Raw genomic sequence first — 13,216 nt, forward strand, 5'->3', positions numbered from 1 at the left:
GCCGCTGTCGTGATGCCTCCGCGCCCGCTCCAGCGCGGCCGGACGTCAGGGCTTCGCCGTCCGCCTTTGCAGCGATGACGGCCATCGGGTTCCCCGGTGATCCCGGAGCCCTCGCGATCCCGCCGTGCACCGCCGAGAGCGGCTCCGTCGGCGACCCTCACTTCTCCGCACGCCAGCACCGAAGGACCACACTGATGACCACCACCGCCCGTGAGCCCCGCGAATCCGCCGACACCCCTCCCCCGCGCTCGCCCCGCCGGAGCAGTGCAGGCTGGTTCGGGCAGCTGCTGCTGCGCCTGCACTTCTTAGCCGCCCTGTTCGTCGGACCGTTCATCCTGGTCGCCGCAGGCAGCGGTGGGCTCTACGCGCTCACACCGCAGCTCGAGCAGCTCGTGTACGCCCAGGAGCTGCATGTCCCCGAAGCTGACCGCTCCCTGCCCCTGGCCGACCAGATCGACGCGGCCGAGGAGTACACCGGGGGCGGGCAGCGCATTGTCGCCGTCCGCCCAGCCCCTGATCCGGGCGACACCACCCGGGTCATGTTCGCGGACCCGTCACTCGGAGCGGGCGAGACTCGAGCGGTCTTCATCGACCCGGCGACCGCCGATGTCCGCGGGGATCTCACCGCCTACGGCACCAGCGGCGCCCTGCCACTGCGCACCTGGGTCAGCGACCTGCACCGCACGCTCCACCTGGGAGACGTCGGCCGCTCCTACAGCGAGCTCGCCGCCTCCTGGCTGGGTGTTGTGGCGCTCGCCGGCCTGGGCCTGTGGATCAATCGCGTCCGCCGGGCCCGGGTGAGAAGGGACCTGTTCCGGCCCGCGCCGAGGACAACCGGCTACCGGCGACTGTTCTCCTGGCACGCCTCCACCGGGATCTGGCTCCTTGTCGGCGCGCTGTTCCTCTCGGCGACGGGGATCACCTGGTCCCTGTACGGCGGAGGTAACGTCGAGAGCCTGCGCGCTGCGCTCGGCTGGACGACCCCCTCGCTGAAGACCACGCTCGGAGAGCGAACGGGAGACGTCGGAGACGAGCATGCAGGCCATTCCGGACACGCCGGACACGCGGGCCACGGCGGACACGTCGGACACGCGGCCGCCGCGGTCGACGACCCGCGGGGCTCCTACGACGACGTCCTCTCGCTCGCTCGCGAGGTCAACGTGAACACCGGAATGGTCGAGATCCGACCGCCCGCGGGCGAAGGGTCGGCGTGGGTGGTGCAGGAGATCCAGCGCAGCTTCCCGACCGAGGTCGACGCAGTCGCCATCGACGCGGAGACGATGCAGGTTGTCGACCGCGTCGACTTCGCCGACTTCGGTCTGGTCGCCAAGCTTTCCCGCTGGGGCATCGATACGCACATGGGCTCGATGTTCGGCCTGCCCAATCAGCTGCTGCTCTTCGTGACCGCAGCGGGAATCGCCACGATGGTCGTGCTCGGCTACCTGATGTGGTGGAAGCGCCGTCCCACCGGCGACCCACGGCGACCGGTGGGCAGTGCTCCTGCGCGTGGCGCCCTCCAGCGTGCCCCCTGGTGGGGTGTCGCTGCGGTCCTCGCTGTCGCCCTCGCGGTCGGACTGTTCCTGCCGCTGGTGGGGGCTAGTCTCGCGGCGTTCGTCGTCATCGATGTGATCACCGGCCTCGTCCGGCGCCGTCGAAAGCGCGCAGGCGCCAGCGCAGGGTGACCCAGGCGGGGTCGGACGACGGCGGGAGCCGTGGTCGTCCGATCCCGCCGTCGCGCGGGTGTCGCGATTCGAGGGGGCAGCGGGCCCGCATCTCCCGCTAGCGTGAAGGAGTCAGACCCCGCCGATCCGGGCCGTACTGCCGATCCCGTCGGCGAGCGGCCTCCGCAGGAGGAGATTTCATGTCCCCCGACGATTCAGCAGGCATTTCTTCCCGAGCTCTCGGCCTCCGTCGGCGCACCGTCGTCGGCGGAGCCCTCTCGGGTGCTGTCGCGCTGGGCGCGGCATCGCTCCCGGCTGCCGCTGCTTCCCCCGTCCCCGGCCTGCCCGGGGAGACGAGCCGCACGACGTCCCTGAGGACGAAGAATCGAGGTGTGCTCTACGACGTCGTCACGGTCTCGATCAACGGCGACCTCGCGCGCATCTGTATCCCGCAGACGGTAGAGCCCAGGCAGGCGACCCCGACCCCGGTGATCTGGTTCCTCCACTCCGCTCAGGCCGACCACACCTCGCTGTCCACCGTCTTCGCATACCCGGCTGAGCTCGCCGTCGAGCGGGGCGCCCTTGCGATCTGCCAGAGCCTCGGCGGCACGCTGTGGACCAACGACACTGCGCAGCAGCATCAGCGCGACGGCTACGCCTACCTCTCAGACCAGTTCCCGATCGCCGCGAGCTACCTCTGGGCGATGTCGGCCGGTGGAGCGCTGGCCTGCGAGAACTACGGTTCCCAGGTCTTCCCCGGCATCAACGGCATGTACCTGATCAACGGTGTTTACGACCTGCGCGACATCTACGACCGCACGGTCCGTGGCCGCTTCTCGATCGGCGGCGCCTTCGGCGGCAGCACCGCCCAGGTCGACGCGCACAATCCGAAGCGGTTGCCCGCCTCCGCCTGGGCCGGAGCCAACATCCGCGTCGTCGTCTCGGACACGGCGCACCCCGATACGAGCGTCCCGCCTGCCCTGCACGGTCGTGCTCTCGTCGACAAGGCGACATCGACCGCGAAGGAGGCGAGCGTCCGCACGCACAGCCTCGGCCACAACCCGCCGTCCTGGGCGAATCAGGACGGCATCGACGCGATCTTCCGCTGGCACTCCGCGCTGGGCTCGACACCTGCGCCGCCCGCAGTGGTCCGGCCCTCCCCCGCGGGCCGCTGGGACGTTGATCAGGCCGGAGCGCCGTACACGCGGGGGCCGGCGGCTCCCTCCGGATCGGGCTGAGAAGGTTCGACCAGTCCTCTGTCCAGCAGGAGCCACGCCTGGGCGGCGAGAGCCGTCGTCCGCTCAGTCGAGCCGCGGGCGGTAGGAGCGCACCACCGGGGCCCGCGCCGCCTGGTCCGCGCGCACCACGATCTTCATGCGCTGGAGCAGAGCGGGAATCGTCGGTGTCGTCTCGATCCTGCACTCGAGCTCCCCCTCGCGCCCCGGCAGGCTGAAGGCGAGCTGCGCCGCGGAGGCGCTCCACAGCAGCCGCTCGCGCAGGGGCCGCGCGGTTGGGTTCTGCGCGAGCCCGCCGATCTGGGCGATCGCAGCGGCGAGGCGACGCGCGCGCACCTCGGCCGGCACGTCGCTCAGGAGATTGGGGCTGAACAGGACACCGCTGCCCGCCGCCTGCGCGCGGGTGAGGTCTCCGGAGTCGATGATCGCGGCCTCGACGGCGCCGGCCGCGGCGGAGGCGAGTTTCGCGCCGTTCGCGGTCGCGAACACCACGGCGCCGAGGCCCGAGTCGAGGTGCCAGCGCATGTTCGAGGACCAGCCCGGCAGCCCGCCGGAATGGTGGGCGATGCTGCCGAAGCGGACGTCGTGCTCGATCACGAGCCCGAAGCCGTAGGCCGAACCGTCGAGCGTGCCGTCCACGGCGCGCGGGCTGAGCGCGGGCACCGGGGTCAGCCCGCGCTGCATCTCGCGGCGGGAGGCGCGGCTGAGCACCGCGTCCTCGTCCGCGGGCCCGTCATCGCCGTCGAAGGCCGAGGACAGCCAGGCGCTCCACCGGGCGATGTAGCCGACCGTGCTGAACATGCTCGCCGCGCAGGCTCCGACTCCGGTGCCGGTGACGGGGCGCACTGTCCAGGTCACGCCGTCGTCGAAGCTGCTGAACCCTTGCGCGACATCCGTTCCGTTCGGGTAGGAGTCGGCGTCGTAACGAGTCTGCCCGAGCCCGAGGGGCTCGAGGATCGTCCGCGTCGCGAACGCGACGAAGTCCTCCCCCGTAACGTTTTCGACGACGACGCCGAGCAGCCAGAAGCCGATGTTCGAATACTGGTACACCTCGCCCGGCCGCTCCGTAAAGGTCAGTCCACGGCTGATGAGCTCGAGGAAGTCCGCGCGCGGCATCGCCATGACGTGATCGGCCCAGCCGTTGTCCTCCGGGAGACCGGAGCAGTTGCTGAGCAGCATCCGGATCGTCACGGGCATCGTCCGGCCCGCGGCATTGACCGGGTCGGCGAACTCCGGCACGTGAGCGCCGACCCGATCGTCGAGGTCGAGCAGCCCCCGATCGCGCAGGATCAGTACGGCCGCCGCCTCGAAGCTCTTCGACATCGAGGCGATCCGGTGCACGGTGTCGGGGCCCGGGGCAGCACCGTCCCGCCGGTGCTCGCCGATCCCGTGCTGAACGAGGAGGCCACCGCGGTCGAACAGGGCCCAGCTGAGGGAGGGCGCCACGGGCGCTGCACCGTCGAACCACCGCGTCAGGCGGTCGAGCAGCTGAGGGGAGAGAGTCGTCTGCCGGGAGTTCGGGAGCGTCATGCCCTCATCCTTTCGCACCCGGTGCGGCCATCCGCCGCGTGCTGCGGGAGCACGCCTCGACCGGCGCGCACTCCGGTGCACGGTGCTCGTCGCGCATCGAACACTCGGATGACGGCCTGCTCAGAAGCGCGAGGCGACGTCGTAGAGGACGTCGTCGTCGCCGGCGTAGATCCCCTCTGGCCGCGGCCAGTGCGAGATCACGTCGGTGAAGCCGAGCTCTGCGGCTCTACCCGCCATGTCCTCGAAGCGAGCCACGCTCTCGAGGGAGTAGTCGCCTCCGGAGTCGAGCGAGAGGTGGCGCTCGAGGGTGCGCGGGTCGCGTCCGACGGTCTCCAGCGCCTGGTCGAGCCGGCGGCCGAGTTCTGCGACGCCCCGCCACCACTCCTCGCTCGACACGCCGCCGGGTCCGGTCGTGACCCACCCCTGCCCACGCTCGGCGACGAGAGCCAGCCCCTTCGGTCCGTTCGCGGCCAGGACGAACGGGACGCGCGGGCTCTGCGCGGGCTCGCCGACCATCCGAGCCGAGCGGGCAGTGAACCATTCCCCCTCAACACTCACGCCCCCCGAGCCAGGCTCCTCGAAGCGCAGCAGCGTGTCGAGGGCCGTCACGAATTCCGCGAAGCGCTCGTGCCGCTGTCGCGGCGAGTACTCCGGTTGCCCGAGCACGCGCGCGTCGAAGCCGGTGCCACCCGAACCGACGCCGAGGATCGCCCGACCGCCCGAGATCTCGTCGAGGGTGGCGATGTCCTTGGCGAAGGGCACCGGGTGCCGGAAATTCGGCGAAGCGACGAAGGTGCCCAAGCGCACGGTCTCGGTCACGAGCGCGGCGGCGGTGAGGGTGAGGATGCTCGCGCCCCACGGTTCGTCGGCGAGGGAGCGCCAGGAGAGGTGGTCGTAGGTCCAGGCGTGATCAAAGCCCAATCCCTCGGCTGACTGCCACTTCCTGCGGGCCAGAGCCCACGGGTCCTGCGGAAGGATGACGATGCCGTGTCGCATCATCCGAGTGTATGAGCGTCGCGGTCTCCGATCGCGGCGGCGGGCCCGCGCAGCACTCGGGCGGTGCTGCGCGGGTCGCCTTCTCGCATAGGTATTGGAGTCGCCTCCGTCTCTCGGGGTGACGGTCGTGGACGCGGGCGTCTCTCCGCCTGGGACGACCCCCTTTCCCGACCGCGTCGAGTCACCGCCGAGAGGACAGCGCCAAGTGTTTTCTTCCATCGCCCGATGAGCACTCTCGCTCTTATCAGGCCCGTGTCACGCTCCCCGGGACATCAGGCGAGAGTGGATTTCTCGGCCGAATAGATCTGCTTCACTTGCTCCGCAGTCAATGCCCTGTCCCACACTCTCAGCCGGGCGAGAGTGCCGGTGAACCGATTGATCATCGTGCCGTCACGGCCGACCGCTCCGACCACGAAGTCACCCGGAGTCGCGTTCAATCCGTCGGGGTAGACGTAGGGATTCTTGGCGTAGGTCGCTCCGAGGGAGTCGGTGTAGCTCGGAGAGGCGGTCGCCGTGCCGTCGAGGTACGAGATCGCGACGCTGCCGTCGTAGGTGCCGACGTGCAGCTGCCAGATGCCACGGGTCAGACGGCGGGGCTCCGCCGAATAGTCGCGTGAGTGGGGGTAGCCGGGGGTGGGCCCGCCGAGCTTCGAGACGTGCATGCACACTCGCTCCCAGCCGCCGTACGCGGACAGATTGTTGAACAGCGCGTAAGAGCGCAGCGGGCCGACCGTCGATTCCTCCCAGACACCCGCGAGGCAGGCGCCGTCCGGGTCGGAGTTGAGCACCCAGACCGCGATCGTCACCTGGCCCGTCGAGGCGCCGAGATTGAGCGGACCCAGCTCTCCCTTGGGCACGAGGAGGTGATCCGTTTTCCCGTTCATCGCAATTCCGGGCCCGAACGGCGTGGCGACCACCTGGGCCGTGGATCCCACGCCCTGCTGCAACGCCGGTGCCCCCGCGACCGCCGAGGTAAAGGGGGCAGTGCTCTCGGCAAAGGACCAGTCGGCGACCGGGGAGGGCACGCTCGTCACGGGGGCGGGTGCGGAGTCGCCGACGACGAACGCGTCGAGGATCAGCGTGGTGCCGCTCGCGGCGGGGTTGCGGCTGCTTCCGCGCCGAATCGTTAGTGTGTGTGCTCCTGCGGCGAGCTGCCCGCTGCTCCATACCGTCTGCTTCGAGCGGGTGGTGGCGCTGTAGCGGTCGACCGTGGCGACGGGCACCCCGTCCACCTCCACCTCGTTGATGCCGGAGGATGCGGTGAGCCGGCTGATCCAGCTCACGCTGGTGCCCGAGAAGGCGAGCGTGGCAGAAGCGCCCGCCGTGGTGGAGTAGGCGATGCTGCCTCCGCTGTCCCCGGCGGCCTTCAACGTCGACCAGGTGCCGGTCGTGACGATCTGCGCGGCGCCGTTCTCGTAGGTACCCGCCCCGGGCAGCGCGGACACGGGCGGCGTCTCAGGTTCCGGCTCCGTCTGCGGCACCGGCCCCTCGGCGAGCCACCGCTGGAAGGTCTCGAGCATCTCCTTATTCGTGAAGCTCGGTACCGCGTGGCCGCCGGTGCCTTCTCCCGCGTGCGAGCGCAGGGTCGCCTCCTTCGCCAGCGGCAGCGCCGCGGCGTGCAGAGCCGCGCCGTGGAGGGCGAACGGCACGACCACGTCCTCCGGTGACCCCGTGATCCGCAGCCGCGCGCCGCGCCACACCGACGCCGGGAGACGCGCCGGGTTCGTGGCCACGACGGCCACGGCATCGACGTACTCGGGGCCGATCTTGTCCGGCTCGCTCGCGGCCCTCTCCTCCATGTCGTAGGAGCTGTTGACGAGATACGCGCCGCGGATGTTCGGCAGCATCCGGTTGCCGTACGCCCAGGCGAGCAGCGGTCCGCCCCCGGAGTCGGAGCGCAACAGGCTCGCGTCGATCCGCCACAGCGCCGTGGCCCAGGCGGCGACGGCGGTCTGGATCTCGATCGCCCTCGGGCTCGTCCAGATGCTGCCGCCGAGGTCGGGCAGATGCTCACGATTCCGCGATCCACGCGAGGTCGGCCGAGTAGGCGAAGGCGCTCGACAGTGCTGTGTGGGTGCCGTTGCGGGCGTGGTAGTACCAGAGCATCGAGGCGCCGACGCTCTGCGACGGGGGTGTCGCGTGCGGCACGAACAGGCGGGCTCTGTCTCCCGCAACGACGACATCGATGATCTCGTAGCGGTTCCGTCCGGTCCTCGAGGTCGCGGTCGCCTGGCGCGAGACCTCCCCCGGCAGACGCGGCACAGCGGTGAGGTCGCCGGCCGCGAGGGCGGGCGTCGCGAACGCGAGGGCGCCCGCGCCGGCGACGGATCCGGCGAGAATTGTGCGGCGCGAGAGAGAGGAGAGAGGTCGGGTGCGGATCGGGAATCAGTGCGGGAAGAGTCGCCGGAGTCGCCGACGACGATGTCGCGAGGGGTCACGAAAGAAACTACCTTTCCGATCGTGTCCGTTCTGGGTACACCGATCGAAGGAGGAGGAGAAGGCGTTCAGTGAGAGAGCGGCAGTGCTCACAGTACTGATTCCGATTGCCTTCGCCTCAGCGGAAACAGGGAAGCCGTGTCAGCATAGAACAGTTAGTCAGAATCGGCTCCATTATTTTTTCCGCCTGGTCCTGAACGGAGAAGAGGATTGACTGACTCGGCTTATGCGGCGATAGTGCGGTCCTGTCCGGTCGGCTCATCACCCGCTCGACGCGTCGATCCCGCCTTTTCAGACCCAGGGAGAGCCCTCGGCCCAGGACTGGCATACCCGGAGCGACAGGTCGAGCAGGAGGGACCGGGTATCGCAGCGCGCCGGCCAGCCCAGCCCGCCCCCGGACGGATCTCGCGCCACAGCGTCATGACCGGCGTCCGAGCGAGTCTCCCCTACATGCCTCTGCTCCACTGCGCACCCCGACCATCCGCCCCGCGGGCACCCGCAGACGTCTGGACGTCCTCGCCATCGCGGCGGCCGCCCTCGTCAACGAGCGCTTCGTCGATCGACGCTTCACCGTCCCCGCTGGCCACCGAGCTGCGCATTCCGGTGATTCTGCTGCGGCTGCGCTTCCGGCGCTTCTACGGTCTCGGCCTCGACGAGCATCTCGCCCAGAGTCGCCTGGAGCTGGCGGACGTCTTGATGGCGAGCATCCCGGTCACGCTCGGTGGCCTCGATCGGATAGCCCGCGGCTCCGGCTACCGCGGCACAGCCGAGCTCGACCGCGACCATCGCCGGCACCGCCGCTACTCCGCCCTCGCCGCCTGGTTTCGGGCTGCCCCGCGACCCCGGACGTCGAGCCGCACCGCCTCTGCCGAGTCGCCGTCGGCCCGCTCGGCGCCAGTAACCCCCTGAGGCCGCGCGCCTGAGCCTCGCTCCCGAGCGGTACAGTGCGACGATGCATAGCTCCGGGATCCCCGATGACACCCGTCCGCTACGTCGCGATCGGCGATTCCTTCACCGAGGGCGTCGGCGACGAACGTCCGGACGGCACCCCGCGGCTGGGCGGACCTCACGGCCGAGGGCTGGGCCGCTGCGATCGGTGAGCGGATCGAGTACGCCAACCTCGCCATTCGCGGTCGTCTGATCGCACCGATCCTCGCCGAGCAGCTCGAGCCCGCGCTCGCTCTGCGGCCGACCCACCTCTCCTTCAACGGCGGCGGCAACGACATGCTGCGTCCGCGCGCCGACATCGAGCGGATCGCCGACGCCTACCTCCGCGTCCTCGAACGATGCGACGAGGAGGGAGTCACCCTGATTGCCCTCGCCGGCCCCGATCCGTCCCCGCGGCTCCCCCTCGGCTCCCTCATCCGGCGCCGCGGCGACGCGCTGACCGACGCGGTGCGACGCCGGACGGACCACCGGAGCGATGTCGTCGTCGCCGACAACTGGCACGATCCCGCCTTCGCCGATCCGGGGCTGTGGGCGGAGGATCGTCTACACCTCGGCCACCGCGGGCACCGCCGGGTCGCCGACCGGGTCCTTTGCTCGCTCGGCGTCACGCCGCCGACGCCGCCCGCGGACCTTTCGGGCTCGCCCGCTGCCGCTCCTGCGCGCCGTGGCACAGTGCAGTATTACCGCCACCACGTCGCACCCTGGGTGCGGCGGAGGCTCACCGGCACGTCCTCCGGCGACGGTCGCGCGGCGAAGTATGGCGCCTTCGTCCCCGTCGATCCCGCCTGAGGTGCCGCCAGCGGAGAGGGTCGCGCTGGTCCCGGCGACACCGCTCAGCGCCTAGCGCTCAGCGCCTAGCGCTCAGCGCCACCCGTACCGCGCCGAGAGCACACGGGCGACAGCGTCGTACCGCGTCCGCTCCAGCGCGGCCCTCGCGGCGCATCCCCGCCGGATGCACCCGAAACACGCGCTCAGGATCGACCCAGCTGGGGCGCCCGTCCTTATCCCAGCCGCCGATCCCGACGGGCAGGTAGCCGCTCTGATCCGGTCGCTCCTCATACTCCGATAATGCACATTATGTCAGTTCGTGGCTGACCAGTTCACCGTGGGGTCAGCGCTGTGCGCGAGAATGTGCCGCACGATCGGGCCGGGAGTCCTGCTGTCGCAGTGCTCCCGGCCCGAGCTCGGTTACTCCAAGAAAGTAAGCAGACACCGTCTCCTCGTTGACGGTCACTGCTGTCACCGGTGACACGCGCCGCCGAGTACTCCAGCAGACGTGATCGCCTCGAGGACGGGGCCGTCGAGGATGATCCTGACCATGCCACCGGCATGCGGTGCGCTCCAGGTCTCCTCGCCCGTTCGTTCGAGCACGATGGAGTCTTCGGTCCGAATCAGAGCGGCGACTCGTTCACCGGCGTTGAGGAGGTCGATCCGCTCGCCGATCCCGCCCGGCGTCCATTCCAGGTCGACGACCTGCCCTGCGATCCGACTCAGATCCGCCCGACCGGCTCGAGCTGCCTCGAGCGACGGGTGGGCGGTGGTGACGAGGCTGCCGTCGCGGATCTCCAGGACGTGCGGGACGCTGAGTGCGCTGCTCCAGCCGACGTCCCCGTCCTCGACGCCACGCATCCAGAACATCAAGCACGGCCGGCCGTCGGCATCGCGGAAGAAGGACGGGGCGTAGTAGGACTCGCCGAAGCTCAGCCTCCCCCAGGTATCCGCGTCGAAGCGGCCGTTCGCGTAACTGCCGACGCCGTAGCCCGCGTAGTAGTAGAGCACGTCGTCATCCCAGACCGAGCTGACCAGGACGTGGCGCCCGTCGACCTCGATGATCTGCGGGCACTCCCAGAGTGCACCGACCCAGACGGGTTCCCGTTCCGCTGTGTTGCGTCGTGCGGCGACGCCGTCGAAGGTCCAGTCCTGCAGGTCTGTCGAGGTGTAGGTGACGGCGAGGGCATCCCCGTCCGCGGTACCGGCGCCGACGACCATGCGCCAGCTCTTGCCCTCTCGGATGATGAACGGGTCGCGGAAGGCGATCAGGTCGAGGTCGTCGGGGGTTTCGAGCAGGACAGCGCCCTTCTCCCAGTGATCCCAGGATCCGTCCGTCGCACGGGCGATGCGGATGCGGCCCCGGCCGAGGGGCCGGTCGAGGTGTAAAGGATGACCGCTCCGTCGGGTCGATCGACGAGACTGCCGGTCCAGATTCCGTCGTCCCCATCGCCGGGCGCGAGGGCGACGGGTCGGCGGTCCCAGTGCAGCAAGTCCGGTCCGACCGCGTGTCCCCAGTGGCAGTTCGGGGCCCACACCGTGCTGTCCGGGACGTACTGGTGGAAGAGGTGGTACTCGCCGTCGTGGAAGGTGATCCCGTGCGGGTCATTGATCCACCCGGTCTCGGCAGTGAAGTGGCGGGCGGGTCACGCGCGTCCTCCGTCGTAGCGCCGGCGGATCTGCGCGGTTCCCGCGTTCCCAGTCGTCGATCTGCGCACGGCGCTCCTCACGGAGGGCGTCGCGGGCGGAGGTGAAGTGCTTCATCCGTTCCGAGGCCGCCTCCCGCGCTGCCCGCTGCTCGTCGTTGAGGGCCGGGAGCTCGCTCGTGATCACCCGGTCGACGGGTCGCAGTGGGAGCCGCTCCTCGACAGGCGGAACCTCGAGGATCGGCGAGGGCAGTGTCTGGTACCAGTACGCGGTCGAGGACCAGTCGTCCGAGATGGTTGCCGTGCCCGTGCTCGAAGGTGACCTTGATGCGCTTCTCGAAGATCGGGTCGACCCGGTAACTGTGGTGGAACCCGGGGACGTCCTCTTCGTGCACGATCGTGCCGTTGAACTGATATTGCGCCGGCCCGAAGTAGTCCTCCATCCCGGTGCCGTGCAGGCTCGGCGGCCAGGTGTCGTCATCGATGAAGATCATGTCGTCGCCCTCACCCCACCAGGAGTGACGCGACGTAGTGGCCGCGACCTTCGGTCTCGAGGGCGACGTAGTTGTCCTCGCCGGTCAGGTTCGCGACCGTCGTCTCGATGCTGTTCGCTTGCAGATCAGGACCCCAGCCAACGTTGGGGAGCGCTCGCCGCCAGTGCGTGGAAGTAGACGGTGTCCTCCGGCAGGGGCTCGGGCGAGAGTTCGTAGTCGATGTAGAAGTACTGGAGGTAGGGGATGTCGTTCTGGCGCGCGCGAGAGCCGAACGGCATCCGGAAGTAGCTGTTGAAGGCGGCGCTCCGCCGAAGGAGTGCAGCTCCGGCTCCTTCGCGGAGACCGAGAGCGGGAGGGAATCATAGCTGCCGGAGAGGGAGTTCATCAGGCCGAAGAAGTCGCCCAGGGGCGCGACGACGGGGTCTCCTGGTCATCCCAGTAGATCTTGCAGGATCTTCCGGTAGTAGTCGGGGTCCACGACCTCCCAGCTCACGCCGAGCGCATTGTGGATCTCGAGCATCGGCACGCCGACGACCGCCGGGTCGATCTGCCCCGGACCGGGCTGGACGCGGCAGGACTGCGTCATCCAGATGTGGGTGATCGCACCGGGACCCTCGAGATCGGCGAGGGTGCGCTCCTCCCCCGGCATCACGATCCAGTTGTCCCGGTTGCGGCCGGTCTGATCGAAGCTCGACGCCCTGGCGGAGCGCCCCGGTCGAGTCCTCGTGAGATCGCCCAGGAGGCCTCCGGGAGTGATCGGATCGGTCATCATCGTCCTTCCTGCGAAGCGGCAGAGCTTCGATTCGCTTGTCGTACCGCCGCATCGAAACGTTTGCGCGCGGTGAGTGTGATCCTAGACAGGACGCCCCGTGGGCCGCAATGGCTCTGGGGAACCTGACTACGGTGGGGCCACGCGCAAAGGATTGATCGAGAAAAATGGCCACCATGGTTCAGGTCGCACGCATGGCGGGGTTTCGACGTCGACCGTTTCGCACGTCCTCAACAACACTCGGCCGGTCGACCCCGCCACGCGTCGCCGCGTGATGGACGCCATCAAGAAGACGTCCTACCGCCAGGACACCCTGGCCCGGTCCCTCCGGCGCTCCCGCACCGACAGCATCGGACTCGTCGTCTCGGACGCCGGCGAGCCCGCCTTCGCAGCCATGGTGCATGGCGTGGAGGATGCCGCGCCGAGGGCATGACCCTTCTCCTCGCCAACTCCTCCGAGGATCAGGTGCGTGAGGCGCGGGCCGTCCAGACCCTGCTGGGCCGACGCGTCGACGGCCTGATCCTCGCGCTCTCCGCAGACTCCGGCGACTCCGGGCTGGGCGAGCTGCAAGGCGGTCGTCCTGCTCGACCGCGTCTTCGACGCTGCGCCCGTCGATCAGGTCGGGGCGGACAATCGCGAGAGCATGCGCCGTCTCGTCGAGCACCTGCGCGCAGCGGGCCACCGGCGGTTCATCCTCATCGCAGGCGACCAGCGCGTGCCCACCCTGCGGAGA

12 protein-coding genes and 2 pseudogenes are annotated in these 13,216 nt (G+C 69.7%); 5 read left to right on the forward strand and 9 right to left on the reverse strand.

Annotation, left to right across the window (positions count from 1 at the left end; all coding sequences use genetic code 11):
- Nucleotides 1-194: 194 nt before the first annotated feature.
- Complete coding sequence (locus tag A6122_RS06885; protein ID WP_068257244.1) at nt 195-1,682, forward strand: PepSY-associated TM helix domain-containing protein; 1,488 nt, start codon at nt 195-197, stop codon at nt 1,680-1,682.
- A gap of 179 nt (nt 1,683-1,861) precedes the next feature.
- Nucleotides 1,862-2,899 (forward strand): hypothetical protein, encoded by a 1,038-nt coding sequence (locus A6122_RS06890; RefSeq protein WP_146076653.1) that lies wholly within the window; start codon nt 1,862-1,864, stop codon nt 2,897-2,899.
- A gap of 63 nt (nt 2,900-2,962) precedes the next feature.
- Here the strand turns inward: A6122_RS06890 and A6122_RS06895 are convergent, their stop codons facing one another.
- From A6122_RS06895 to A6122_RS16460, 4 genes are all read right to left on the reverse strand, one after another.
- A complete protein-coding gene (locus A6122_RS06895) occupies nt 2,963-4,426 on the reverse strand; it encodes a serine hydrolase domain-containing protein (protein ID WP_068253119.1) in 1,464 nt (487 codons plus the stop codon).
- A 120-nt stretch (nt 4,427-4,546) separates the two neighbouring features.
- Nucleotides 4,547-5,422 carry an LLM class flavin-dependent oxidoreductase gene (locus A6122_RS06900; RefSeq protein ID WP_068257246.1) on the reverse strand — a complete coding sequence of 292 codons (876 nt, stop codon included), beginning with the start codon at nt 5,420-5,422 and terminating at the stop codon, nt 4,547-4,549.
- A gap of 272 nt (nt 5,423-5,694) precedes the next feature.
- A complete protein-coding gene (locus A6122_RS06905) occupies nt 5,695-7,323 on the reverse strand; it encodes a LamG-like jellyroll fold domain-containing protein (RefSeq protein ID WP_068253122.1) in 1,629 nt (542 codons plus the stop codon).
- 109 nt (nt 7,324-7,432) lie between these two features.
- On the reverse strand, nt 7,433-7,684 hold the full coding sequence (locus A6122_RS16460) for a hypothetical protein (protein ID WP_068253124.1): 252 nt from the start codon (nt 7,682-7,684) through the stop codon (nt 7,433-7,435).
- Between the two features lie 624 nt (nt 7,685-8,308).
- Between A6122_RS16460 and A6122_RS06915 the strand changes: the two genes are divergently transcribed.
- Nucleotides 8,309-8,767 (forward strand): hypothetical protein, encoded by a 459-nt coding sequence (locus tag A6122_RS06915; RefSeq protein ID WP_167542353.1) that lies wholly within the window; start codon nt 8,309-8,311, stop codon nt 8,765-8,767.
- Between the two features lie 65 nt (nt 8,768-8,832).
- Nucleotides 8,833-9,595, forward strand: a pseudogene (locus A6122_RS06920) (SGNH/GDSL hydrolase family protein).
- A gap of 450 nt (nt 9,596-10,045) precedes the next feature.
- Here the strand turns inward: A6122_RS06920 and A6122_RS06925 are convergent.
- The 5 genes and pseudogenes from A6122_RS06925 to A6122_RS17125 all read right to left on the reverse strand — a co-directional run bounded on the left by A6122_RS06925 (nt 10,046) and on the right by A6122_RS17125 (nt 12,483).
- Nucleotides 10,046-10,930: a glycoside hydrolase family 32 protein gene (locus A6122_RS06925; protein WP_418320019.1), complete on the reverse strand. Its 885-nt coding sequence runs from the start codon at nt 10,928-10,930 to the stop codon at nt 10,046-10,048.
- Nucleotides 10,843-11,199 (reverse strand): annotated as a pseudogene (locus tag A6122_RS17675) (hypothetical protein); the annotation flags it as partial. The gene A6122_RS06925 and the pseudogene A6122_RS17675, both read right to left, overlap by 88 nt.
- A gap of 101 nt (nt 11,200-11,300) precedes the next feature.
- The gene (locus A6122_RS17115) at nt 11,301-11,714 is read right to left on the reverse strand and encodes a DUF2961 domain-containing protein (RefSeq protein ID WP_208855069.1); all 414 of its coding nucleotides are present in this window, start codon (nt 11,712-11,714) and stop codon (nt 11,301-11,303) included.
- A gap of 125 nt (nt 11,715-11,839) precedes the next feature.
- Entirely contained in the window at nt 11,840-11,992 is a 153-nt protein-coding gene (locus A6122_RS17260; RefSeq protein WP_237358249.1) for a DUF2961 domain-containing protein, read from the reverse strand.
- A gap of 152 nt (nt 11,993-12,144) precedes the next feature.
- Nucleotides 12,145-12,483 carry a hypothetical protein gene (locus A6122_RS17125; protein WP_208855053.1) on the reverse strand — a complete coding sequence of 113 codons (339 nt, stop codon included), beginning with the start codon at nt 12,481-12,483 and terminating at the stop codon, nt 12,145-12,147.
- 154 nt (nt 12,484-12,637) lie between these two features.
- Between A6122_RS17125 and A6122_RS17265 the strand changes: the two genes are divergently transcribed.
- Complete coding sequence (locus A6122_RS17265) at nt 12,638-12,916, forward strand: LacI family DNA-binding transcriptional regulator (RefSeq protein WP_237358250.1); 279 nt, start codon at nt 12,638-12,640, stop codon at nt 12,914-12,916.
- Nucleotides 12,917-13,216 lie beyond the last annotated feature (300 nt).

The sequence above is a fragment of the Rathayibacter tritici genome, assembly GCF_001641005.1.
Classification (GTDB): Bacteria; Actinomycetota; Actinomycetes; order Actinomycetales; family Microbacteriaceae; genus Rathayibacter; species Rathayibacter tritici.

Bases quoted from the DNA above. Each gene is read 5' to 3' on its own strand.
- A6122_RS06915 (WP_167542353.1), top strand. From the start codon at position 8,309: ATGCCTCTGCTCCACTGCGCACCCCGACCATCCGCCCCGCGGGCACCC.
- A6122_RS17115 (WP_208855069.1), bottom strand. From the start codon at position 11,714: ATGATCTTCATCGATGACGACACCTGGCCGCCGAGCCTGCACGGCACC.
- A6122_RS17260 (WP_237358249.1), bottom strand. From the start codon at position 11,992: ATGCCGTTCGGCTCTCGCGCGCGCCAGAACGACATCCCCTACCTCCAG.
- A6122_RS17125 (WP_208855053.1), bottom strand. From the start codon at position 12,483: ATGACCGATCCGATCACTCCCGGAGGCCTCCTGGGCGATCTCACGAGG.
- A6122_RS06895 (WP_068253119.1), bottom strand. From the start codon at position 4,426: ATGACGCTCCCGAACTCCCGGCAGACGACTCTCTCCCCTCAGCTGCTC.
- A6122_RS06900 (WP_068257246.1), bottom strand. From the start codon at position 5,422: ATGCGACACGGCATCGTCATCCTTCCGCAGGACCCGTGGGCTCTGGCC.
- A6122_RS06885 (WP_068257244.1), top strand. From the start codon at position 195: ATGACCACCACCGCCCGTGAGCCCCGCGAATCCGCCGACACCCCTCCC.
- A6122_RS06890 (WP_146076653.1), top strand. From the start codon at position 1,862: ATGTCCCCCGACGATTCAGCAGGCATTTCTTCCCGAGCTCTCGGCCTC.